The organism is Nostoc sp. (assembly GCF_036917615.1).
Lineage (GTDB): Bacteria > Cyanobacteriota > Cyanobacteriia > Cyanobacteriales > Nostocaceae > Nostoc.
The window spans coordinates 220,055-242,072 of the sequence record NZ_JBALCZ010000027.1 but is presented as its reverse complement, the minus strand read 5'-3'; the positions used below and the strand labels follow the sequence as shown (position 1 = coordinate 242,072).

23 protein-coding genes and 1 pseudogene are annotated in these 22,018 nt (G+C 39.9%); 7 read left to right on the top strand and 17 right to left on the bottom strand.

Going from position 1 to position 22,018, the window contains the following annotated elements:
* Positions 1 to 67 precede the first annotated feature (67 nt).
* A complete protein-coding gene (gene psbP / locus V7K85_RS10575; protein ID WP_334813354.1) occupies positions 68 to 613 on the bottom strand; it encodes a photosystem II reaction center PsbP in 546 nt (181 codons plus the stop codon).
* A 14-nt stretch (positions 614 to 627) separates the two neighbouring features.
* Between psbP and V7K85_RS10570 the strand changes: the two genes are divergently transcribed.
* Both V7K85_RS10570 and V7K85_RS10565 read left to right on the top strand, forming a co-directional pair.
* Complete coding sequence (locus V7K85_RS10570) at positions 628 to 795, top strand: hypothetical protein (RefSeq protein WP_334813352.1); 168 nt, start codon at positions 628 to 630, stop codon at positions 793 to 795.
* Between the two features lie 849 nt (positions 796 to 1,644).
* Entirely contained in the window at positions 1,645 to 1,917 is a 273-nt protein-coding gene (locus V7K85_RS10565; RefSeq protein ID WP_334813350.1) for a hypothetical protein, read from the top strand.
* Between the two features lie 73 nt (positions 1,918 to 1,990).
* Here the strand turns inward: V7K85_RS10565 and V7K85_RS10560 are convergent, their stop codons facing one another.
* Complete coding sequence (locus tag V7K85_RS10560; protein ID WP_334813526.1) at positions 1,991 to 2,233, bottom strand: transposase; 243 nt, start codon at positions 2,231 to 2,233, stop codon at positions 1,991 to 1,993.
* Positions 2,234 to 2,310: 77 nt separating this feature from the next.
* Positions 2,311 to 2,434, bottom strand: a pseudogene (locus V7K85_RS10555) (transposase); the annotation flags it as partial.
* Positions 2,435 to 3,305: 871 nt separating this feature from the next.
* On the opposite strand from V7K85_RS10555, the gene dapB reads away from it, so the two are divergent.
* Positions 3,306 to 4,142 carry a 4-hydroxy-tetrahydrodipicolinate reductase gene (gene dapB, locus V7K85_RS10550; RefSeq protein ID WP_334813348.1) on the top strand — a complete coding sequence of 279 codons (837 nt, stop codon included), beginning with the start codon at positions 3,306 to 3,308 and terminating at the stop codon, positions 4,140 to 4,142.
* 39 nt (positions 4,143 to 4,181) lie between these two features.
* Complete coding sequence (locus V7K85_RS10545) at positions 4,182 to 4,865, top strand: phosphate ABC transporter permease (protein WP_334813347.1); 684 nt, start codon at positions 4,182 to 4,184, stop codon at positions 4,863 to 4,865.
* A gap of 196 nt (positions 4,866 to 5,061) precedes the next feature.
* On the opposite strand, the gene V7K85_RS10540 is transcribed toward V7K85_RS10545, so the two are convergent.
* The 6 genes from V7K85_RS10540 to V7K85_RS10515 all read right to left on the bottom strand — a co-directional run bounded on the left by V7K85_RS10540 (position 5,062) and on the right by V7K85_RS10515 (position 10,505).
* The gene (locus V7K85_RS10540) at positions 5,062 to 6,477 is read right to left on the bottom strand and encodes a right-handed parallel beta-helix repeat-containing protein (protein WP_334813345.1); all 1,416 of its coding nucleotides are present in this window, start codon (positions 6,475 to 6,477) and stop codon (positions 5,062 to 5,064) included.
* Between the two features lie 106 nt (positions 6,478 to 6,583).
* Positions 6,584 to 7,213 (bottom strand): precorrin-8X methylmutase, encoded by a 630-nt coding sequence (locus tag V7K85_RS10535; protein WP_334813343.1) that lies wholly within the window; start codon positions 7,211 to 7,213, stop codon positions 6,584 to 6,586.
* A gap of 146 nt (positions 7,214 to 7,359) precedes the next feature.
* The gene (locus tag V7K85_RS10530) at positions 7,360 to 8,169 is read right to left on the bottom strand and encodes a TPM domain-containing protein (RefSeq protein ID WP_334813341.1); all 810 of its coding nucleotides are present in this window, start codon (positions 8,167 to 8,169) and stop codon (positions 7,360 to 7,362) included.
* Between the two features lie 860 nt (positions 8,170 to 9,029).
* On the bottom strand, positions 9,030 to 9,569 hold the full coding sequence (locus tag V7K85_RS10525) for a DUF948 domain-containing protein (RefSeq protein ID WP_334813339.1): 540 nt from the start codon (positions 9,567 to 9,569) through the stop codon (positions 9,030 to 9,032).
* A gap of 11 nt (positions 9,570 to 9,580) precedes the next feature.
* On the bottom strand, positions 9,581 to 9,931 hold the full coding sequence (locus V7K85_RS10520; RefSeq protein ID WP_334813337.1) for a YtxH domain-containing protein: 351 nt from the start codon (positions 9,929 to 9,931) through the stop codon (positions 9,581 to 9,583).
* Between the two features lie 238 nt (positions 9,932 to 10,169).
* Positions 10,170 to 10,505, bottom strand: a complete 336-nt coding sequence (locus V7K85_RS10515) for a hypothetical protein (protein WP_334813335.1) — start codon at positions 10,503 to 10,505, stop codon at positions 10,170 to 10,172.
* A gap of 745 nt (positions 10,506 to 11,250) precedes the next feature.
* Here V7K85_RS10515 and V7K85_RS10510 point away from each other — a divergent pair.
* Complete coding sequence (locus tag V7K85_RS10510) at positions 11,251 to 12,243, top strand: metal ABC transporter solute-binding protein, Zn/Mn family (protein WP_334813333.1); 993 nt, start codon at positions 11,251 to 11,253, stop codon at positions 12,241 to 12,243.
* Positions 12,244 to 12,337: 94 nt separating this feature from the next.
* Here the strand turns inward: V7K85_RS10510 and V7K85_RS10505 are convergent, their stop codons facing one another.
* On the bottom strand, positions 12,338 to 12,871 hold the full coding sequence (locus V7K85_RS10505; protein WP_334813331.1) for a DUF4330 domain-containing protein: 534 nt from the start codon (positions 12,869 to 12,871) through the stop codon (positions 12,338 to 12,340).
* A 393-nt stretch (positions 12,872 to 13,264) separates the two neighbouring features.
* On the opposite strand from V7K85_RS10505, the gene V7K85_RS10500 reads away from it, so the two are divergent.
* Positions 13,265 to 14,128 carry a M48 family metallopeptidase gene (locus V7K85_RS10500; RefSeq protein ID WP_334813330.1) on the top strand — a complete coding sequence of 288 codons (864 nt, stop codon included), beginning with the start codon at positions 13,265 to 13,267 and terminating at the stop codon, positions 14,126 to 14,128.
* A gap of 253 nt (positions 14,129 to 14,381) precedes the next feature.
* Here the strand turns inward: V7K85_RS10500 and V7K85_RS10495 are convergent, their stop codons facing one another.
* Complete coding sequence (locus tag V7K85_RS10495) at positions 14,382 to 15,137, bottom strand: metallophosphoesterase family protein (protein WP_334813328.1); 756 nt, start codon at positions 15,135 to 15,137, stop codon at positions 14,382 to 14,384.
* A 253-nt stretch (positions 15,138 to 15,390) separates the two neighbouring features.
* On the opposite strand from V7K85_RS10495, the gene V7K85_RS10490 reads away from it, so the two are divergent.
* Positions 15,391 to 15,675, top strand: a complete 285-nt coding sequence (locus V7K85_RS10490) for a DUF2470 domain-containing protein (RefSeq protein ID WP_334813326.1) — start codon at positions 15,391 to 15,393, stop codon at positions 15,673 to 15,675.
* A gap of 317 nt (positions 15,676 to 15,992) precedes the next feature.
* On the opposite strand, the gene V7K85_RS10485 is transcribed toward V7K85_RS10490, so the two are convergent.
* The 6 genes from V7K85_RS10485 to V7K85_RS10460 all read right to left on the bottom strand — a co-directional run bounded on the left by V7K85_RS10485 (position 15,993) and on the right by V7K85_RS10460 (position 22,015).
* A complete protein-coding gene (locus V7K85_RS10485) occupies positions 15,993 to 19,133 on the bottom strand; it encodes a plasmid replication protein, CyRepA1 family (protein WP_334813324.1) in 3,141 nt (1,046 codons plus the stop codon).
* Between the two features lie 343 nt (positions 19,134 to 19,476).
* A complete protein-coding gene (locus V7K85_RS10480; protein WP_334813322.1) occupies positions 19,477 to 19,779 on the bottom strand; it encodes a Txe/YoeB family addiction module toxin in 303 nt (100 codons plus the stop codon).
* Positions 19,757 to 20,050: a type II toxin-antitoxin system Phd/YefM family antitoxin gene (locus tag V7K85_RS10475; protein ID WP_334813320.1), complete on the bottom strand. Its 294-nt coding sequence runs from the start codon at positions 20,048 to 20,050 to the stop codon at positions 19,757 to 19,759. The genes V7K85_RS10480 and V7K85_RS10475 overlap by 23 nt, the downstream gene beginning before the upstream one ends.
* A gap of 174 nt (positions 20,051 to 20,224) precedes the next feature.
* Positions 20,225 to 21,157, bottom strand: coding sequence for a DUF5677 domain-containing protein (locus tag V7K85_RS10470; RefSeq protein WP_334813318.1), 933 nt, complete (start codon positions 21,155 to 21,157; stop codon positions 20,225 to 20,227).
* A gap of 254 nt (positions 21,158 to 21,411) precedes the next feature.
* Positions 21,412 to 21,786, bottom strand: a complete 375-nt coding sequence (locus V7K85_RS10465; protein ID WP_334813316.1) for a hypothetical protein — start codon at positions 21,784 to 21,786, stop codon at positions 21,412 to 21,414.
* Positions 21,764 to 22,015 carry a DUF4926 domain-containing protein gene (locus V7K85_RS10460; RefSeq protein ID WP_099101239.1) on the bottom strand — a complete coding sequence of 84 codons (252 nt, stop codon included), beginning with the start codon at positions 22,013 to 22,015 and terminating at the stop codon, positions 21,764 to 21,766. The genes V7K85_RS10465 and V7K85_RS10460 overlap by 23 nt, the downstream gene beginning before the upstream one ends.
* Positions 22,016 to 22,018: the final 3 nt, after the last annotated feature.

Genomic DNA, 22,018 nt, shown 5'->3' with positions numbered 1-22,018 from the left:
TTATGACAAAATTGGTAATTGGGTATTAGTGATTAAGTTTCTTCTCTATCCCTATTCCCCATTCCCATTAATAGACAGAAAAAGAATTGACAACCTCATCAATCATTCGTTTAACTCTCTGCCAGCGTTTTTCAGGAATTGAGGCGTTGAGGGTAAAAAGTTTACCACGGCTAACAGCGACGCTGGCGATGTTGTGCCGTTCCTGTTGATTGGGGAGTTTGACCTCATACTCTAAAAGGTAGTATGTTTTACCGTCTACTTCTCGCTGTGCGGCATTGACTAATTCAGCTGAACGACCAGAGTCCGGAGGCGCAAGAGCTGCTTTTCCTAACTTATATCCTACTTCTGTTGGGGTTCCCAATTCTGACAAAGTTTTGCCTTCTGGAACTGGGCTAATCACAACCGAAATATTTTCAGACACCTCAATCAAATCGTGGAAAACCACATCTGGCCCGTTGGCAACTTTAACTTGCAGCCAGCCGTTAGGATATAAAAACTGATAGCCATCACTAGTGTCTACAAAGCTTTTGAGTCCAGCCGCAACCGCTACACCAGAATTACTCAGACTGAAGCTCAACACCAATAGCAAAATTAATACAATTCGTTTCCACATTTCTACAGATTCCTTTGGGCTGGAGACAACACCAGGCTTGGATCATTTCTCGTTTTTATTCTCCCACCAACTGGGACGCTTCGGATGATGCGTTAGATGATGCTCAAATGTCGGCAAATACTCCCTGGTGTATCGCCTTACTGCTGAAGTGGTATGAAATGCGTCAGCGTAGCTCGTCGTAGACATCGCTTACCTCAAATTTTACCAGTTCCAACCCTACCCGCCTCGGAATGAATTCCAAGGCTTAGTAAATCGCAAACTTTTTTCCAAGAGAGCGATTATCAAAATTTTGTAATTTGAGATACATTTTTTGCTGAACTATCTTAACCCGTAAGCTGGAAAAATTACTTCTACTTATAGTTAAGCAACTTTTATATCTGACTGCTAACCCGATGGAATATCAATACCTTCTCAACTCTTGGAGAGGCTGCGCCAACGAGACGCTATGCGAACAACAGTTCCATATTTACGTTCAACAACTTGACGTAGAAACGCTAAGATTTGTTAAAAAAATTTACAATAAAGTAATCGCCTACCCTTTCGTTTTCAACTAATCTTAAACACAAAGTTGAAATACTTTCACTTCAACAATTAAGAACTTCGTCAAGGCTTTCTGAATTACTTACTACTAGTTGTTTTGGGGAAGTCAATAGTCATTATTAGGGTAGACGGATATTCCTTATAATTTCATTGTTTTAAACTATTTTTACTAATACTATAATTTATTATTGAATGAGTATTATTTAAAACTTTATTCTACGGAGAAAATAATTAGCGATCGCCCTTGAGAAAACTTTGGGATTTACTGATTTTGGCTCCAGCAATCACATTCTACTTTGAGCATTCCTGTTTCATTCCTGCTCACACTCACTTACTCAGAGTAATCTGTTTTCTGGAAAAACCCCAATTATCAAGATGGATGAGGTTTAATTGCCATGATTAATTCAAGTTTGATCAATTTGCTTGATCTATTAGTTGAAAATCTCATATTGTAATATCGCCCAGGTAAAACAATCATAAGGAGTCACACGATGATAATCGCTGATTTAACATACGAAGAATTAGAACCTGCATTAGAAGCAAATATAGTTGGTGGAAAACAATCAGCATCTCCATCAGCACCTCCAGCCGTATTCCAAGGAGGTTCAACTGGAGTATTTACCATTGCTAACTTTAATCCGAACGGCTCTGCCACACAGGGTACATCAACTAGTTCTTCCACCCTTACCGGCTCGTTTCCTAGTTTCGACGTTAACTTTGGAACCGGCGTAACTACTACATCTGTACCAGCATTTCCTCGCTAGGGCGTGTTTTCAAAGTCGCTATATCTTTAGCTAGGCATAAGTTGCGTGCAAGTTTCTTTGCATGTTCATTTCTTTATCTTGCTATTCTCAAATGTTTCCGGGCATGAATGCCACGCGCTTTCTTTAGTCCGATTGACCCGTTTTTCTTTTTGTAAATATTACGTTGCACCCGCTTGATATCTTTCTCTGATGAGCGAAGATATCGCGGGTTTTCTTTATGATTGCCATTGCTATCATAATAGAAATATTCCAACCCCAAATCAACACCGATTTCAGATGTAGTTGGTGGTGCATCTTGTTTGTTAAGTTGTTCCAGATTTAGTTTGTAATAGCAGCATTGCCTTTATTTTTAATTTTTCGTACCCATTGAATTATTAATTCTACCTGATTTCAACGTCTATTTAATCAATTATTTAATTCATATACTGATTTAAATAATCGAATGATAAATATATTTTTTCGCTGAATGCCACACTAATTCTACTAAATTGAAATCAGGACTATATTCAGGTATAAAAATATATTTTATTAATATTTGTTACTACTCTTAGTGTACGTGTAGCTATTCAATGTATCTCCTACAAACCTTACCTGAAAAAGCTTTTGCTCTTAGCGTACAAAATTACCAAATTGGCACGGTGTTCCCAAATACGTAATTTCCAATCTCGCGCCTGAACCATCACCCGCCATAGGTTAAAAACCTACGGCTAATAGCGAAAGTCATCTCAGAGACAATATGCTTGGGTTAAGAGAATAGTAGGTTGGGTTGAGCTTAAGCGTTACCCAACAAAGTCTCGATAATGTTGGGTTTCGTTCCTCAACCCAACCTACACCAGCTTTAGTTTTTAGCCTTAACTGAACTGTATTGATCTAAAAGATGACTAAATTAGTAGTTACTACTAAAGATAAAGTTAAAGAAATAAGGGGAGAATATAAAAAACCCCGACTTGATAGCCGAGGTCGATGGGAGAAGTCCAAATGTCGATGAAATATAGCGATACCAAAATCTGCTTTTCTTAGCTAACACCAGTTAGGTAGTTAAGTTTGGGCTTTGCTAAGTTATGTAAATAAATTTAACAAAGATATTACAAATAGTCAATTGGACTTGACAAAAAAAGACTGATGAATTCCATAAAAGCTACTTATCAGGGACAGTATAGGATTGTTTTTGGAGGTGTGGTAAGTGAAGTAGAGAAGATAAAACGGGTTACTGGCTAAGATAGTGAGATGAAAATGAGAACCCATCCGCTTTGGGGAGTAGAAAAACTGAGCGATTAGCTGCACAAATCAGGGTAGTCGCTAATTAAGCCAGAAATTTGAGAAGCTAGCTACTAGATCACCAAAGTCTTTACAATTCCTTTGTTGGCTCAAAAAGTATTTCTCGACCTATGACGAATCAAGCTCCTATCCCGGTTATTGTCAACGGTGCTGCTGGTAAAATGGGCCGTGAGGTGATTAAGGCGGTGGCGCAAGCGCCTGACTTAAACCTAGTGGGTGCAATTGACCACAGTTTGGAACATCAAGATAAAGACGCTGGAGAGTTGGCGGGTTTAAGCGAAGCCCTGGAAGTGCCGATTACCAATCAATTAGAACCGATGTTGGGGTATGTGGCTGGCGACAGACACTCTCCTCCAGGGGTGATTGTAGACTTTACCCATCCCGATTCAGTTTATGACAATATTCGTAGTGCGATCGCCTACGGTATTCGTCCTGTAGTCGGCACCACTGGGTTAAGTCCAGAACAAATTCAAGACCTAGCAGATTTTGCCGACAAAGCTAGCACTGGTTGTCTAATTATTCCTAACTTCTCCATTGGTATGGTGCTGCTGCAACAAGCCGCAGTCGCAGCCTCTAAATATTTTGACCATGTGGAAATTATCGAACTGCATCACAACCAAAAAGCTGATGCTCCTAGCGGTACTGCCATTCAAACGGCGCAGTTATTAGGAGAATTGGGTAAAACTTTTAACCCTGCTGTTGTAGAAGAAACGGAGAAATTAGCAGGAGCTAGGGGCAGTATAGCAGATGAAGGGATTAGAATTCATAGTGTGCGCTTGCCGGGATTGATTGCCCATCAGGAAGTTATTTTTGGCGCAGCAGGACAGATTTATACTTTACGACATGATACGAGCGATCGCGCTTGTTATATGCCAGGAGTGCTACTAGCGATTCGCAAAGTCTTAGCGCTAAAGTCGTTAGTATATGGATTAGAAAAGATACTTTAAACTTTAAACACACTATTGGGCATTCATCACTCAGCACTCATGTTAGTACCACTGACTCGCCAGAAATTTGAACAAGTTGTCCCCCTAATTGCCACTGGTTTGCAGTACAAGTACTACTGGGGGAAGTTCTCAAATTTTTTGCAACGGCTGTTAATTTCTGTAGTTGCCGTAGTTGTTATTTTGCTTGTGACATTCGTTTTCAAGCTTGAGTTTGCTTCAATAGTATTTGTGCTGGGGGTAGTTAGCGCTTTTTTTTGGCTGTGGTATCCAGTGTTTCAAGCAAGTATGCGGAATTTGCAATGCCGCCGTTATAAGTATGGCGGCTTTTTCCGTGGTCGAGTGCTAGATTGGTGGATTACAGACCAGTTGATGGGTAAAACCGAAACAGTCAACAACAAAGGCGAATTGGTGATTGTAGAAAACCGAGAAAAACAGATTAACTTAGAGGTGGGTGATGAAACAGGATTTAGCATTGAGTTTGTAGCACCATTACGTCCTGCCCACAAAGTTATTACTCGCGGTCAAGTTGCAGAAATGGTAGTGATGTCAAATCGTTCAGATTTGAGCAGTATTGAAGAATTCAGCGATATATACTTTCCTAGTCGTGACCTATGGGTTAGCGATTATCCTTTTCTGCGGCGGGATTTCTTTAACGAAGTCGGTCGCCGCTTGCGTGAAGACCAACAACAAAAGCCGCGTCGGCGGCGTAGAGTAGAGGATTGAAAAAGTGAAGTAGGCAGGAGGATATAATCAGTATAGGCTTCTCTTTCAGAGACAGACCGACACTAATTACCAGCCACCTATTGGAGATATTTTGGTAGTTTGCTCTCAACTGCAAGGCTTGTTGATGATTGCTTAGGAGGCTTGGGCATTTGAATTCAGGATAAATCTTTTCTGCCCTGTACCTCCTGCCTTCTTGCTAACGGGAGCATCCCACTTTGATGAGTTTCCCTTCCCAAGGATAAGTCACTTGCCCACAAACAAAACCTGCCGACTTAGACTCTACATAAGTCCGCGTTGGCGGATTTTGTTTATCTAGCCGCGATTTCCAATCGCTAGATATTTTTTCTAGAGTGGGATATTTCCTTAAAAACTCTGAGTCTGCAACAATATCGTGAGGACCTTTAATATTTACCTTAGAGCTATTGATGTATATATTATAATCATAAACAACATTTTTATTTCTATTGTTAGTATTAATATCCTTGCCCGGAAAACCATAGAGAATATTCCTTAAAATCCTGCTATCAGATGACATATTAGCAAATATTTGCCCATCATTAATTTCTGGACTCTGATTATTTAAAACAGCTGTGTTATTTACAATATCAACATGATCACTTAAAAATGTATGAATACCTGATCCACCATTATTAAAGGTAAGATTATTTTTAACTAAAGTGTAACCTTTATATGCACCCAATTTTGAATTATTATTATCATTTCTTGAACTATCAATAATAATGCCATTACCGTCTGTAATCTTTCCGACTGCAATCCAAGGGATGTACATGCGATTGTTGTAGGCCTTATTATTGGTCACGTACATCTTGTATCCCCGGTTGGTGTCATAATTCCAATTGCTCAACGTCGAAATACCACTAGAACCAAAAACGCTGTACCAGGCATTATTAAACACCACGTTATTATCTATTGTCACATAGTCGGATTGCATCGCTGAAATACCTGCCCCTCCACAGTCATGCACTTTGTTGTTCAGAATACGGATGTGATGAACATGACCATTAGTTCGTCCATCAATATTGATGCAGTTTCCATTCGTCAGTGGATTTACTTTGTTAGTCTTCTGACTCATCGCATAATCAAGGGTTATATTGGCATTGTTCCCTATTACCTCAAGTCCGTTTATTTCAATATATGAGGCTCTCTTGCTAATCAAAATTCCATTCCATCCATTGTGCTGAAGTTTTGGGAAATGGCCAGGATATGCTTTAAACTTAATCCATGCTTTTGCAGTTCCAGAGCGAGTAATTGATACTACCTGCCCAGTCGGGTTTGCATTCGTGTACACTCCGTTCATAATGAGTACCGTGTCCCCAGGGTTCGTGAGATCTGCTGCCTTTTGAATTGTCCTAAAGGCAGATGAAGTAGAGAGTCCGCTATTTTTGTCGTTTCCAGAACCACTAACATAGTATGTTTTCGATGTTGAACTAGTGCTGATTAGCTGGCGGCTGGATAGGCTCATTTCCTTGTTATTGAATAGCTGAGGGACGTTTTCAACTAAATATACTTTTATCCTTTCTCGCTCAACAAAAAGACCTAATACCACGGGAATTACAAGATATGCGCTTAACCTGAAACCTCGATTTACCATAACAAAAGGCTCCTTTCTAGGCACTACTTAACAAAAATATAATATCAGGATATTCAATACTTTTAAATACTATTTGGCATAAAGGGTTATGATAGAGCCGACTTTCCTAACTCCCCCGATTTCCATCTTGTCCATAGGCTTGCCAAGCCAAGTCTACCAATCCATCAACGATCGCAGCTGCTACAACTGCATTACCTTTGCGGCTGTCAATTGTAATGTGAGGCACAACCGAGTCTTGTAAGCGCCCCTTGACTTCATCAACATTTACAAATCCCACTGGAGTTGCAATTATTAAAGCAGGTCTAATTTCCTCAGCTTCAATTAAATCCACCAGTGCTGTTAGTGCTGTTTGCGCTTGACCCACCACAAAAATGCCCTCTGGATAACGCTTTGCTAAGGTTTCTATTCCCCATGCTGCACGAGTTTTTTCTTTTTGAGGGCGTGTCAGAGCTTCCATACTGCAATACACCGGATTGGCAAAGGTGTTTTGAATCTCGTAAGCAATACCTACTTGTACCATCGGCACATCTACCACAATCGTGGTACGCGCGGCTAGTGCTGCTGCTCCAGCTTGCAAGGCACGCTCAGAGAAACGAATCAAAGACTTATACTCAAAGTCAGCTGTAGAGTATATTACCCGACGCACAATCTCATACTCTGCGGGTGAAAAGACATGAGTGTCAATTTCACTATCAATGATTGCTAAACTTTGAGCATCAGTTACGTGCCATTCCATTTTTGTTGAGCTTCTCAAATATTAGCTTTCAGCTTATCAGCTTCAGAGAGTTAGGAGTTAGGAGTTATAAGTTTTTAATTAACTTATAACTCCTAACGAGCGCGAGAAATTTGAGCCGTGGCTTGGGCCACTCTAATCTTCGGTACTCATAACTCATTACTAGAAGAAGACCGAGTGAAAACAGGAGATAAGTAGGCAACCAAGACGCCAATGAGAAACCCAGAGATATTCCGAACTAGAGGTAACCAGTCGCTAGTGCGTGTCACCACTGGCCCAATGCCAAAGGCAATAAACAAGATTCCCCACAAAGGTGAAAAGATTAAAGCCCATTGCCAAGCGAAAACTTGTCCTTTTTCGCGGGGTTGAGCTGCAAATCCACAAATCACCCCACCAATAACTGAGGTAATCAAGGTGAGAATCCACTGCTCTCGTGGTAGTCCGGGGACAACATTGCAACCACCCTTGAGTAAACAGCCTTTAACCGATTCTAAAGCTTGCAGAATGGCTTGGTCTTCGCCTTGTTCGCGGACAAAGTACAAATTACCGAAGCGGGTTTGCAGTTCTATCCAGAAAGTCCGGGGTAAAAGTTTATAAACAGCATCGCCGACACTAAAACTGAGGATATTACCACCACGAGAATCGGCAACTAGTAAAATGCTTTTGTCATCCAAACCCCAATATTTTATAACTGCCCGACCTGGGGTGCGGTCATACTGGGTCAATACTCGCAGTTTCCAACCTGTATCAGCTTCAAACTGTTCTAAATCTTTGACAAGCTTTTCTTCTTGCAGCACAGGCAGAGATTTAGCTAAGTCTACAACTGGAGTAAAGGTGTTAGGGAGTAACTCAGGATTGTCATAAGCCAGTGCTGGGGGAGAATGCATGACCCAAATTGACCCAGCTAGGAAAAATACTGCGATAGATAACAGAATTCGTCGCCAAAAACAAGATTGCATGGACGTTTTTATACAAATATCAACGGTAGAAGTGAACAAGTTGTTTTAAAAGAGTATGGGAAAAATCATACTTCTTTACACTTGTTTACTTTACTCTAATCTAAGGGATCAAAGCAAAGCGTTTTCGGGAATCGGGGATTGGGGAGTGATATTCGTGAAAGTCTAAGAGAAAGTGCCTTTTGTCAATCAGTTAAAATACTCAAAATTGACTAAGCCATAGCGGAGTTCCCCATACAATAAAAGGAGAATCAATTAGAGGTGAGATCTGACTAACAAAGTAATTTCATAATTAGATTTGGGGAATAATCTTTTTCTTGATCCCCCCTAGCCCCCCTTTTTAAGGCAGGGCTGTTTCATTACATTTCAAACAGGATTTGTCAAGATGGTTTGCGAGAAAAATTGTAAGTGAGGGTGACGAGGAGATGAACTTTTAAGCACTTAAACAACAGTAAGATTGTTCATTTTCTCGGCACGTTGGTAACAAAATAATCAATTTTTAATCGCTAGAACACTTGATTATTTAAGGCTCTTTAGGGAATGAAACAGCCCTGCTTTTTAAGGGGGGTTGGGGGGATCTCCGATCACTGAACACTACTAACTGAAGCGTATTGGGCTATTAAGGGTATCTACAAATTTGCGAACAACTTTGTATGTACTTGGTTCTTGACAGAAATTTGGGAACAAGCACATTTCTCCTAAAAAGACAGCTTCATTAAAATATGCTTTACCTGTTCTGTCAAATTACTGAATACAATGCCAAAGTTTATCCATAAACAAAAATTGCTTTTTTTAACCTGGGAAAATAGCACGTTTTGACACCGCATAAAGAATATAAGCAATGCCCCATGCCATTTTTTTAGTCAATCTTCATCATCAAAATTGGTTTCCCAGCTAGCGGCATCGTTATAACCGTCATTAGCGCGGTATACCTCTGTGTTTATCCGGCGATTTTCTTGCCTGAGCACTTCTCGTTCTCGCAATGTTAGTGGTGGTTTTTCATTGCTTGGCAAGCGATCGCTATTTCGCCTGGTGGGTTTTTGGCGTGTGAAGTTTCTCCAAGCAGCTTTCGCGCCCACAAAAATGCTACGTGTACCTACTTGCAGATTTTGAGCTTGTTTTCTGGCACTATCGAGACTTTGATCAACTTGTTTGGCTACTTGACTGGCACTTTTTACACCTTCACCGACATCATCAGTTAAGTCAGTGATTTCCAAACCAGTCACGCGGATAGCTTCCAGAGTGGGCGGTAAGTCCCGTGAAAGTGTATCAAATAGCTTTTCTGCACTGCGAGCAGCGCGTGCTAACTCCTGCAAAGCCGGTATTGCCGCCACTAAAACCGCAGTCAAGCTTGTGGCGACTAAGAGTAAGGAGAGTCCCAACCAAAACAGGGGGTCAATCACGGTAATGTCATTTATGAGCGTTCTAATTGCTGGGGAAGATAATCTGAGTCTTCAACAGATGTTTGCCGGTTTAAGATTTGGCTCTCCTTCTGACTAGCATCTACACCTGCTGCGATCGCTTCCCGTAATCGATCTAAAGTCTCATCCCAGTTTCGTAGGGCACTAGCAGAAAGACGATCTGCTTGGATTTGCACACTCGTTGATAAATCTTCTGCTAATTCTGGGATAGCATTAGCAGATTTTTTCAAAATTTTACGCGTTTCGCGTCCTGTGCGTGGAGCCACGAGCAAACCGGTTAAAGCACCGATGGTAGCTCCCAGCATAAAACCGCCAATAAATACTCCAGAACGGTTATTAGACATGTTGTTGTTTGTCTCCTTACACCTATTTTAGGTGGGTTTTCTCTCCTTGCAAGACTCCACCGATTTTATTCAGTTAATCTATCGTGACAAAATATCAGCCAAAAATGTTGCTTTTATTCGTTAAATATTAAAATCATTAATTACTTATAATTCAAAACTCCCTGCGTCCCTGTCCCATCTTATGTTTACGCCCCTGTGTCAGCCCTAATTATAAATGTTCATATGAACTTGATATAACTCATTTTGCAACAGTTCTTTTCCCGGATATTAACTGTCGCCCCCGAAAATAACGCTGCCAGATTTGCTGTCCTTGCAAAAGTAGACTGATAATTTGCTGCACTTGTTGGATTTGCATTTGTAGCGCTTGATTTCTCTGCCGTAAGTTATAAATATTATCCTGGCTGAGATAAATATTTTCGGGTGCTTTATTCAGTGCTGCATGGGTACAAATTTCATAGACGGTTAAGCTATCTGCTATGTATGCTAGCTGCTGCTTAAGTTGCCACACCCGCCAAGCCACATAGAGTAGTATCAGCGAAATCAGGGTATTAACGAGGATGACTAAAATGACCATTGTTTATCTTCACCAATATCAGCTTTGAGGAATTGCTCTATATACTTAACTACGAATTTTAGATTTTTTGGTTCATGCCCAAAAAATCCAGGACTTACGCAAAATCATGATAAAACGAACCGCAAAGGACGCAAAGGACGCAAAGGATTAAGAGTTTCAGAGAGTTTTTGCGTAAGTCCTGAAATCGCCAATTCGCGAATTTTGTAACAACTATATGCTCACACCTCACAAAACCACAGCTACAATTGCCTTAGATTCACGACTCGGTTTGTGAAATCAACCCGTATGCTCAATAAGCCCCAGCGTTACTATGTTCCACTCCTTAACCTGATAATCCTAGTCAATTTACGACCTTTGCGGCAGTAAGCACAATGGCACAGCCCCTTCAATATCCGGTGAGAGAACAACACTCTACTCTTTACCGGAGGCTCCCCAGCATCGCTTTTATTATTGTGCTATTACCTCTACCAGTTTTCCAGTCTGTCGCGTGAAGTTAACTAACATTTTGCCTGCAAAACTGCACTATTGCTTGACTAAGCAAAAATTGCTGGATGTGCGCTGGGTAAAAGGAAAGTGGGAAAGGAGAGAGTCTATTAATTCTTCTTCGCTTATACAATTTTCCTAGCCGAAGGCTTGCCCCTCTTCCGTTAACCTTTGACCTCTTTCTTGTTGAAGGCTTCTTCCTGGTATTTCACTAATCTGTTACTGATAATGATTATTTTTATATATCCAGTATGAGGTGAGGATGTCAAAAAAATTACTATCAACTAATTCCTTCCGAGCCATTTTTGTTGCTTTGACGATTGGATTTGTTGGGTGTGGAAATCAAGCTGCAAGAACTGCATTCACTCAAACTAGTACCCAGGTAAATGAGAATCTTCCCCAAGTTGTAGCGACTACAAGCGTTCTGTGTGACTTAACCAGACAGGTTGCCGGGAATACAGTTAACCTTACCTGTTTAATTTCCCCTACAGCCGACCCCCAATTTTATAAGCCAAAACCGGAAGATCGTAAAGCCATTGAGCAAGCTAATCTTATTCTTTATACTGGTTACAATTTTGAACCAAATCTGATCAAATTAATTAAAGCGACTAAAAACACTGCACCGAAAATAGCCGTCGGTCAATTGGCAGTGCCTAAACCACAAAAACTTCAGGCAGGCGGTAAGAATGTAACTGATCCTCATCTTTGGCACAATACCAAAAATGCAATCAGAATGGTGAAGGTAATTAATAGTAACCTGAGAAAATTAGAATCTAGTGATACAGAGGTTTATACTAGCAATACCAAGAAAATTATAAATGAACTCACTCAACTAGATAGCTGGATTAAGTCAAGAATTGCCAGTATTCCTGTCAAAGAACGCAAGTTAGTTACAACCTCTGATGGACTGGGTTATTACGCCAAAGCATACGGTATTTCATCAGCAGGGGGATTGCAAGGTATTAGTACTGACAAAAACCTGACGCCTGCACAAGTGAAAAATTTGGTGACAAATATTAAACAGGCTAAAGTGTCAACAATTTTTACTGAGGCGGCAATTAACCCTAATTTTCTTCAATCTGTAGCAAGAGAAGCTGAAGTGAAAATTTCTCGCCGGAAGTTATATGCTGAGGGACTTGGTGAACCAGGAAGTGAAGCGGACACTTATCAGAAAATGATGATTGCTAATACACGTACAATTGTAGAAGGGTTAGAAGGGACGTATTTAATGTTTGAAGCGAAAGCTGCTCAGTAGTTATAACCTCACTTGAGTAATCTGATAAACCGAGTTTTTTCGATTCCACAAAGTTCGGTTTATCAGCCTATTTTTGAAGAGCAAAATGTAAATGCTATTTCTCTTTTAATCTGATATCGATAACAGTTGCATTGAAGTTGTAGTTAAAGCCTTCCAACTCAAATGGCATTCCAATTTTTACTTTACTGTTACCCAGAACTGGGCCATTCTCAGTTACCTGGGCTTTGCCATCTAAAGTCAAAATCAAATCTGTACTAAAATTATTGGTCTTCGGATCTGGCAATTCTTTAACAGTACCATCAGGTTGAGGAATATTGATTGTTCTAGGTAGCTGTTGAACGGATTTAATCTCAATCTCCCCATAGGGTTGATTGCGGATAATCACATTAGTTTTGCCGCCTTTTTTGAATCCGTTATTGAATAATTGTTCAGGGTCACGGACATTTAAACCACGGACTACTAAATCTACTTCTATGGGTATTGTTTTTGCACCGACTTGGGCTACAGAACCAGAAGTGCCAGGAAAGACAAAGATGCCAAATATAACTAGCAGAATTACCAGTGCAGCAGCTAAATCTAGGAGATTGATTTTGCCGAACAAGCGACCTTTTGAATCTAAAATAGCCATAAAAAATTTTCCAAGGTAATAGCGAAGTAATTGATTGTAGCAAGAAGGTTTTCGATGGAAATAGCAATTTTCCCTATTTAGTAATAACTCAAAACGGCTGGGCGTTGCGGTTATGCGACAGTTTATCACGAGTTGGTAAGTTTGGAGTGGCGGCAGATGACTCTCAAACTTTTGCCTGTTAAGACTGACGCACCCAAAAGCTAAAATCTAATGTTTAAGCCTATCCCTAGAGGGAATTCCTAGCCCCACACAATTCTGTAGATTTGCGTCAGCATTGGCTGTATAACAACCCCTTTGGTCTTGAGTTAAGAATGCAACTTAGAATGATCTAAAACCGTCTCATAATTTGTTCCATCATTTTATGTTCTTTAAAAATTATCTTCAGTACAGATTATGTTGAATTGGAAAGGTTTTGTTGCAAATTCCCATCTGTGGCGGCGTCGCTGGTTTTATCCTTTTATTTCCGTGGTAGTCGCCCTGAGTCTGTGTCTGAGTACACCCTTGCCTGGAAGAACTTTAGACTTTTTGCCTCTTCTACTCCAAGGAGTTCAGGCATTTCAGCTTTCTAATATATCCCCTAACCAAGAAGTTGATCTTGGTAAGCAGATTAATCAGGAATTAGTCGGCAGTCAAGTCCGGCTTTACCGCAATCCCGAAGTTAATCGTTATGTGGAACAAGTTGGTCGGCGTTTAGCAGCAAATAGCGATCGCCCCGATCTCCCCTATACCTTCCAAGTAGTTCAGGATGACAGTATTAATGCTTTTGCTACCTTGGGCGGCTATGTATATGTCCACACGGGTTTGCTGAAAACCGCAGACAATGAAGCGCAACTAGCAAGTGTACTCGCCCATGAAATTGGTCACATTGGCGGGAAACACGTAGTCAAACAGATGCAGCAAAAAGCTCTCGAAGGTGGCTTATTAACAGCTGCTGGCTTAGACCGGAATACGGCGGTGCAAATTGGTGTACAGTTAGCGCGAGACTTGCCACGCAGTCGTAAAAATGAATTTGAGGCTGATCAAAGAGGACTACGAACTTTGACACGTACTGGTTATGCTCAGTCTGCAATGGTTTCCTTTATGCAAAAGCTGCTGAAAAAGAGTGGTTCTGCTCCGACATTTTTGAGTACGCACCCCGGAACCAGCGATCGCATTGATGCCCTCAGAAGTGCAATTAACTCTCAACCTAGTAATGGAAATTATGGCTTGGATAAAGCTAGTTATAAAGCTAATATTCGACCATTAACGAGGTCTTGAGGGCATTGGGTATTGGTTATTCCCCTTGTTTCCCTTGTCTTTCTCATTTCCTACCCTGTGGCAAGCTAAAGCTACATCTCCCCCAGTGCTTTTTCTTCTCTACGAGACCCTTCTCTACCTTGGGCTGCGCCAACGGCAAGCTCAGGGCATCGCGCTGCGCGTAGCTTGCTTCTCCGTAGGAGTACAATTTTGAATTTTGAATGCGTGAATTTTGAATTTATTTCTCCCCACTCCCCCTCATCTCGAATATTGCTCAATTCTTATTGCGGCGAGCGACTTTCACTTTGGCTGGATCAACTCGAATCACTACATCTTCTAAGGGCAGGGCACGGAGAGAGTTTTTAAAAATATTAACTTGATAAACCAAGTTATTCGTGACATCCAGTCCAGTCAACCAGCCACTCCGGGGATGATAAGCGCCAGTATCTATGTCTAGCCATCCCTGTCCTTGTGCCAGTTTACCAGGAGAAACACCCGGCAGAGTAAAAGTAATGGTATGACCGATGATAATTTGCTTATCTGGGAAGTAGGGTTTTTCAATACTATGAAATTCCTCTCGTATCCAACACAATTGATCGGCAGTTTGTTCCGCCACCGACTTGCAAGGGTTAACACCAGCATGAGTTAACCAAATATCCCCCAAATCAAGGTATGTAGGCAAAGCTTTTAACCAATCCAGATGGTCATCAGGGATTGGAGCCTCGTGGTAACTGGCCACGGTAGCTTGCCCTCCACCATACAGCCATGCTTGCATCGTCGAGGAGGAAGTCCTTTCATTAGTCAGAATGTTTAATAACATCTGCTCATGATTTCCCAGCAAACATGGGTAGTTATTTCGCTTGACAAAATTAACTACTTGTGCACTATGAGGTCCGCGATCAATTAAGTCTCCCAGAAAATAGACTTGATCGTCGGAGGTGGGGGCGATCGCCTCCAACAATGTCATCAAACCTTCATAGTGACCATGCACATCCCCAATTACAATTCGTCTGGAGCTAATTTCGCTCATTATCTCTTAGCTTCAATAGCTTTGGCTAATACTTCTGCTACAGTTTAAGCTGTCTGGTTTCCGCAATGAAAGGTAAAAATACTGAATAAGTTTTATTTTGATTTAATTATTATTCCAAAAATAAAATTAATTTATGATCCAAATCGGGTACAATCCATAGTCTTGAGTGCAAAGAAAGAAAATCAGCAAATTTAATTCACGTTGTTAGCTTAAAATTTAAGCTGTTACTGTAGTGCTCATTTTCAATCTCACAATGTCAAAGGATTTCTCTGCTGATATTAGTTCGCGCATCTGCAAGCATATGAATGATGATCATGCTGATGCCATAGTTATTTATGCTAAGGCTTTTGGCGGTATAACAGAAGCGATTGCAGCACAAATGCTGTCAATTGATGCACAAGGTATGGATTTAACAGCGCAAGTGAATGGGGAAGCTGTGCCAGTTCGCATTCAGTTTGATCATGTTTTAGCAGATGCGGAAGATGCCCATCAAACTCTAATTGCGATGATGAAGCAAGCGCGGGTGCAGGCAAAGTAGAAATTGGGATAATTGTATGACTAATAGTAAGGCGTAGATGCGTAGCGCAAAGCCGGAGATGTTTCCGTTACTCCGGGCTTGACGTCAAACATCGCTTAAGTCTAAGCCCTGATTAGTGAAATAATCAAACGCCCTAACCCTCCAAAACCCAAGCCAATACGCTTGATGTTAGTGATATTTTGCCCTAGAAGATCCCCCAACTCTCCTTAAAAAAGCTTGCTCTAATTCCCTCCTTTTTAAGGAGGGTTAGGGAGGATCAAGCCTTAACCCAAGCGTATTGTTTTAGAAGCATGACAGCATCACCACTAGATATTAGGCTACAAGATATTAACCAATGGGGCATAAGGCTTGGTTTGGATAATTTCAAGCTTCCAGTCTGAAGAATAATCAGGCAACTCATAGCCAACACTTTTAACATGAGCCAACATCAACTCATCCCGTTGATGCCAAACTGCAAATATTCTCTCCCTGCCATCATAAAGCGTTTCTAAGTCGATTTGATAAACCTCATTTACCCGCTTTAGTTTCAAGCCCAACAAATTTAACAGTCGGCTAAGTATTTTTATTGCCGAAACTTGCTCTTTCTCCCCAACTAAGTTAATACCAAGCGCTCTTTTAATATGCTTACTATGCTGAAAAACAACATTTTTCAGCAATATCAAATCTGGATTACTCTCAGTAAATTCTCGTTCTGCTTCGAGAAACTGAAGCATTCCCAAAGCTCTCATCGCCTCAACTTTGAGCGTATAAGTTTTTAAATCTGGTAGAAAAACTTTCCCTTCACCCCAAGACAATTGCTGATGCCATTCTTGCTGATCTCTGACGTGAAAATACTCGCTTTCGTGAGTTAAATAATAATGAATTAACAGTTGACGATAATATCCGTGATCATCCTGCAATTTCAGCCAAGGAGTAACTTCTCCACCATACCTTTGTCTAAGAACATATTTATTGATTTGGTTACGTTCTCCATCAGTCAGGGAATGCTTCACTAATAGCTGCTCATATTCTACATAATCGATATCTTTAGCATTAGCTACAGCAGTTGCTACCGATAGTTGATTTTGCTGCTTGATATCTTTAATTTTGCGTTTAATCTCTTTAGCTTTTTGACGGCTTTGCGTCCAATCTTTTTGAACTTTGACAATCTCTAAAATTAATCTTCTGCGGGTAGCTAAATCAGCAGCATCAGTTGCCAAAAAGGCCAGGCGTAAATCTCGAATAATATTATTGTGAACAGCATTACTCCGTATCTGAATTTGATGCCCATCAGCAATCAAACCATCTTGCATCGATTTACGGTAGAGGCGGATAGAAGCATTTACGCGTGCAGATAACTTGGCCCAAGTTCGCAAATGAATCGGGTCATAAACTAAAGGTAAATCGACATCTATTTTATGTAGTGGACTAAGCAAAGATAAGTTTTCTTTTTGATTTTCCTGATACCAATCAGATAGCAAGCGATAATTTGTACTACCACTACCAATTAAGCCAATACCTCGTTTAGCGCACCAGACAATACGCGGAACATCATCCCGCACTCTCGCTAATGCTTGTCTTGCTTCCGAGTCAGGAATCACCCCTTGGAAAATACCATAAACTCGGTCGAAATGTTGAACATCAATACTAATTCCTGTACCAAGGCTAGGGGTAACAAAAACGCCGTCATATTCAGAGATTTTTTGATTGATAGCTGCGATAAAATCAACCGCTGCGTGACCAGGTGTGTTTGTAGTGTGGCTACTAACTACTAAAGTTTTAGGAAATTGCCGTCGTAATTTTTGTAACCGCTCTTTCAGATAACGTTCAATTGTTTCACAACTGTAACGCCCAGCCCGACTATCGGTAGTAACGTAACATTTACGTCCAGCAAGTAAATCTAATTCCAGTTGGTGAATTAGCGGTGTTGGGTTCGGCGAATCATAAAAAGTTACGTCCCAACCATGCTGAGGTTTCCACTGGTTAAGAACTACCCAAGGTGTCAATTTAATTCCTGCCAATCCCTGTAAATATTCAAGTGACACATCTGATAAATCAGCATCTTGGGCAATTACTAACCCTCCAGTTGTTAAAACTGTGGAAATTAGTTGCTGGAATAATTTTAATATTTTTACACGCTTGTATTTACAAGTATTACTGTTTAATAGATGCCACAAAGATTGCTCTACTTCATCTAAAATTACTATTGCCCCGCGCCAATTTTCCGGGTTCAGTTTCCAAATAGAATCAACGCACAAACCAAGGGAGTGCTGAGGAAAGAGAGAGCGAAGGATGGGAGGAGCAGGGGTAAGTGTTTTATCAATCCTTTTCTCCCCATCTTCTTTATGTGTTCCCCATTGAATACCAATTTTTTCACACAAAAATCGTCCTAATAGGATTCTGTGAGTAATTAACAAAACAGGTTGATTTCTACTTTTTGCTTGCTGAACAACGGCTTGCAGTGCTGTAGTTTTACCCGTTCCTTTTGCTGATTTGACTCCTACTAATCCAGAGGTGGGGAAAGGTATTTCACTTATATAAGGGCGATTCAAGGTGAGTGCAGCAGGAATGCTTAACTCGGTGTGGGGTCTGGTTTGAGCAAGATAAATTTCTAAATCAACACTTTGACGATAAACTTTATCGAAACTACTTGCACCTTTCGCAACGATAAACTCATCAACTCCTTTTTCCATTCCTGGAAGTTCGATGACTTTAACAGTGCAATTTTTTTGCTGGAATAAACAACCAAGCTGGGAAATGGCATTATTTACAGCAGCAATTTTTTTAGTTTGAGTTTCAAAATCAAAGCAAATATAAAAGCTACGCTTTGTAATTGCAAACGCTGCTAAATCGGGAATTAGCTGACGACGGGTAACTTTACCAAAATCGTCTTTGACAACCCGATAACCACTGGTAATTCCGGGAATGGCAATAGCTGCATATCCTTGCGTCAACAGCGTGGCTGCTTTTTTCACACCCTCGCAGATAACGAGGGGAATGTTCTGTTGCATCACCCATTGCCAAAAGCCTCCAGCTTCACCATCAGGAGTAATGATGATATTATCAGGCATGACCAGATTGTAGCGCCCAGCGACTTGCTGCCACACTTGCAGCGTTACCCGCAAACAAAATACTCGCGTTGGCGTGCTGGGGGGATGCTCGTATTTGATGGACTTACCATTGTGATTCTGTCGGGGTTGGTTTGGCTTAAAGCATCCCCATTCCATCATTTGCCAATTATTCAAAGGGTCTAGCCCCGAACACCACCAACCACCTTCAGTAATATGAGCATAACGCTGCAACCATCCACTTTTCACCATTCCGGTATTGGTGCGGGGGAGTAGTTCAGAAATCAATAAATACTCATAAGCTGTTACGCCTTGGAGTGACTTAAAATTGAGTTGCACTAAGTGTAAGTCTATACCACTACTATTGACTAATTCTTCAAGGTGTTGAGGGTGTAAATAGTGCAGATGCATAGGGAAAGACGCTAAGGGAAAGTCAATGAGATTAAAACATTAACACGCATCTGCTTTTTTTCTATAAGAGAAATTGCGAGGCTTTAATGATGCTTTTTTTACTTCGTTTTAAGAGACACATCGGTTAAGACTCTAGTGGGTTATTCCGCCTATTAGATCCGCGAAGTAATAATTTTGTATTGTGATATTTGTTCGCGATTAATTTTTATTTATCAGTAAATTTATTGGTTAAGGAATGCGATCGCTAGAGGGGTTGCTATAAGCAGTGCTACAGGATAACATCTTGCAAGATAAGCTTTGTCAAGATTTGTAGATGCACAGTAGGTTGTAGCTATCTGCTACTTCAGTAGTGATATCGAGCTTGAAGAAAATCAATTCGGTCATCACTTACTAAATAAACAATCCGATGTTCTTGAGTGAGTCGCCGCGACCAAGCATCTGAATCTAAGTATTTCAATGGTTCAGGTTTGCCAATACCTGTAAAGGGATCTCGCATAATCGCTTCAACCAAGTTAAAAGCGCGAAGCGCAGTTTTGCGGTTTGTCTCTACCCAATAGGCGAGGTCTTCCCGAAATTCTGGATGAAATACAGCATCTCGAAGTTTATTTTCCTGGGGTTGGGTTTCATCTTTCTTCTTCTTCGTCAATACCCAACTCCTGACGTAATTCGTTAATACTTTGAGATTTTAAAGTTCTAGCTTTTGCTCTTTCCAAAGCAGTTAACAGACGGACTGCATTTTTAGGTGAACGAAGTAAATAAGATGTTTCTAGTAAACTATCTAGTTCATCAACAGCAATTAGGGCGACGTTTTCGCCTTCTTGTCGGGTAATAATTATCACTTCTCTATCTGCTACCACTTGAGCGCAGAGTTCGGCTAGGTTGTTACAAGCATCAGTCAAATTTGTCTGGTTGGACATGGTGGGAAATTTCCTAATGCTGTAGGCTTTACAGTACATAATAGCTTGACTAGTTGGAGGTGCGATCGTTCTTTTGGTAATGTAATAAAAGTAACTAAAATTAGAATCACTAGCTTAAGTTTGCCATATATTGCTTTATTTAGAGCGGTTTATATGCTTCAGTTTGAATCAAGATTAGTTTATAATATCACATCTCAGAAATTGAATAAATTCTTCTAATCCTTTAAAAATATCAGGATAATTGCTTTCCACTTGTATTTCTTTTTCTAGCTCTGGAAAAGCATCTAATATGTCTTCATTTGCAATATTCAAATAAAATATAATAGGAAGAATGACTTTTTTAAAATCATCTATTGAAATAGAGTTTGAAGGTTGAGAAATGGAATAGGGACTTATATGGACAAAATTGGATAAATACTTATACAAAAACCCGTATCTTTTATTAATTTTTTCTTTATCCTGTTCACGTACAGAATTAAATTTTACTAATCTGCTTAAAAGCACATCATAATGTTCTACAAAGCATCCTTTAGTATGATAAACAGCATTCTCAAATTGGTTGGAAAATAAATTTTTACATTTACCATTCTTATTAAGAAGATTTTTATATTTTTCGTTTTTTTGATTTTGTAATTCTATTTGTATATAATATTCATTTTTATTAATTTGATTTTTTAATTCATCTAATTGTTCTCCTAGTTCTTTCAAATCCATTTGTTCTCCTAGCTGTTTCAAGTCAAGCGCTTTTAATTGGCTAACCATTTTTTGCCTTTCCAAAATATCATATATTTCAAACATGAGGAATCTAAATTTAAACTCAGACTCATTAATGTCAGGAGATGTTAAATAAAAAAACGTTTTGTAAGATTCAATTATGCTTCTTGTTAAAATTGCTGCTGATGAAAAATCAACAAAATTTGGGTTGTCAATATTTTGAGTTAAGATGTGAAAAATAGTTATGCTAGTAGACTTCATTCTAAATAAAATATGATGCCTTAGTTTATTTTTCTCATCTAATTTTTCATAAGTTGTATTCAAGAAATTAAAAACTTGATTAGTTAGAATGAGAGATGACTTAAAAATATCTAATAGTTCTGAGTAATTCATATTTATTGCTTTGGTAATTTTTCGTTAGTTCAATTGAAGCTTTATCATATTTCATAATTAAAAAAAAAGATGAGGGTAAAGAGCATACATGACTCCTCACCCTTAAATCTTTTCGATTAATCCCGAAACTACACCCCGACGGCACGGCTTCCTTGGCGGTCTATAGCATCTCAGCATTGATTTCCTTTAACCGCGATCGCAATTAAATTTATTGGTGCTGCACTAAATTTATATTATGTTAGGTGAAATCATTGCTAAATAGCAGGTAAAACTTCTAATTCACTAGGATAAGTTAAAACCTTGCCTAATAGCTCACTGAAATAAACAACTTGATAATTCGGTGCAAGTTCTGTTTGCAGTTGCTTCCACAGACTAATTCCTTCTTCTTCAAAAGCCGCTTCAGCTTCTTCACTAAGGAAACCTGATGAGTTAGCAGGATCTTCCCAGTTCAACTTTGCATTATAAATTTCTTCCCATTTATTTAGGCGTTTAATAGTTTCTGGAATTAATGGCAATGTTTCTGGGTCAATGTTACCAACTTTCTCAGGACTTACCCACCATAGCGGATAGCATCCATAGTCAGCCATGAGTTTGATTTTTTCTGCCTTAAACTGTTTGCCTTGTATCATGTTCAATACTTCCCCAGGTTTCAGGTAGAGGGTTAACCCAGGAAATAGGCACAGAAACAACATCTAGAGTTTCACTGTCTTTAAAGATTTCTAAAATATATCCTGGCTCTTGCTGAGTTTTAGTAGGACGCAGATGATCCAACACAACCCCTCTATCGCCTGCTTTTACAGGACTATTAGGAACATTGTGCTTCAGTTCTACCCACTGAAATAAACTAGCTGTTGTCATCGT

Bases quoted from the DNA above. Each gene is read 5' to 3' on its own strand.
- psbP (WP_334813354.1), bottom strand. From the start codon at position 613: ATGTGGAAACGAATTGTATTAATTTTGCTATTGGTGTTGAGCTTCAGT.
- V7K85_RS10565 (WP_334813350.1), top strand. From the start codon at position 1,645: ATGATAATCGCTGATTTAACATACGAAGAATTAGAACCTGCATTAGAA.
- dapB (WP_334813348.1), top strand. From the start codon at position 3,306: ATGACGAATCAAGCTCCTATCCCGGTTATTGTCAACGGTGCTGCTGGT.
- V7K85_RS10545 (WP_334813347.1), top strand. From the start codon at position 4,182: ATGTTAGTACCACTGACTCGCCAGAAATTTGAACAAGTTGTCCCCCTA.
- V7K85_RS10540 (WP_334813345.1), bottom strand. From the start codon at position 6,477: ATGGTAAATCGAGGTTTCAGGTTAAGCGCATATCTTGTAATTCCCGTG.
- V7K85_RS10535 (WP_334813343.1), bottom strand. From the start codon at position 7,213: ATGGAATGGCACGTAACTGATGCTCAAAGTTTAGCAATCATTGATAGT.
- V7K85_RS10530 (WP_334813341.1), bottom strand. From the start codon at position 8,169: ATGCAATCTTGTTTTTGGCGACGAATTCTGTTATCTATCGCAGTATTT.
- V7K85_RS10520 (WP_334813337.1), bottom strand. From the start codon at position 9,931: ATGTCTAATAACCGTTCTGGAGTATTTATTGGCGGTTTTATGCTGGGA.
- V7K85_RS10515 (WP_334813335.1), bottom strand. From the start codon at position 10,505: ATGGTCATTTTAGTCATCCTCGTTAATACCCTGATTTCGCTGATACTA.
- V7K85_RS10510 (WP_334813333.1), top strand. From the start codon at position 11,251: ATGTCAAAAAAATTACTATCAACTAATTCCTTCCGAGCCATTTTTGTT.
- V7K85_RS10505 (WP_334813331.1), bottom strand. From the start codon at position 12,871: ATGGCTATTTTAGATTCAAAAGGTCGCTTGTTCGGCAAAATCAATCTC.
- V7K85_RS10500 (WP_334813330.1), top strand. From the start codon at position 13,265: ATGTTGAATTGGAAAGGTTTTGTTGCAAATTCCCATCTGTGGCGGCGT.
- V7K85_RS10495 (WP_334813328.1), bottom strand. From the start codon at position 15,137: ATGAGCGAAATTAGCTCCAGACGAATTGTAATTGGGGATGTGCATGGT.
- V7K85_RS10490 (WP_334813326.1), top strand. From the start codon at position 15,391: ATGTCAAAGGATTTCTCTGCTGATATTAGTTCGCGCATCTGCAAGCAT.
- V7K85_RS10485 (WP_334813324.1), bottom strand. From the start codon at position 19,133: ATGCATCTGCACTATTTACACCCTCAACACCTTGAAGAATTAGTCAAT.
- V7K85_RS10475 (WP_334813320.1), bottom strand. From the start codon at position 20,050: ATGTCCAACCAGACAAATTTGACTGATGCTTGTAACAACCTAGCCGAA.
- V7K85_RS10470 (WP_334813318.1), bottom strand. From the start codon at position 21,157: ATGAATTACTCAGAACTATTAGATATTTTTAAGTCATCTCTCATTCTA.
- V7K85_RS10465 (WP_334813316.1), bottom strand. From the start codon at position 21,786: ATGATACAAGGCAAACAGTTTAAGGCAGAAAAAATCAAACTCATGGCT.
- V7K85_RS10460 (WP_099101239.1), bottom strand. From the start codon at position 22,015: ATGACAACAGCTAGTTTATTTCAGTGGGTAGAACTGAAGCACAATGTT.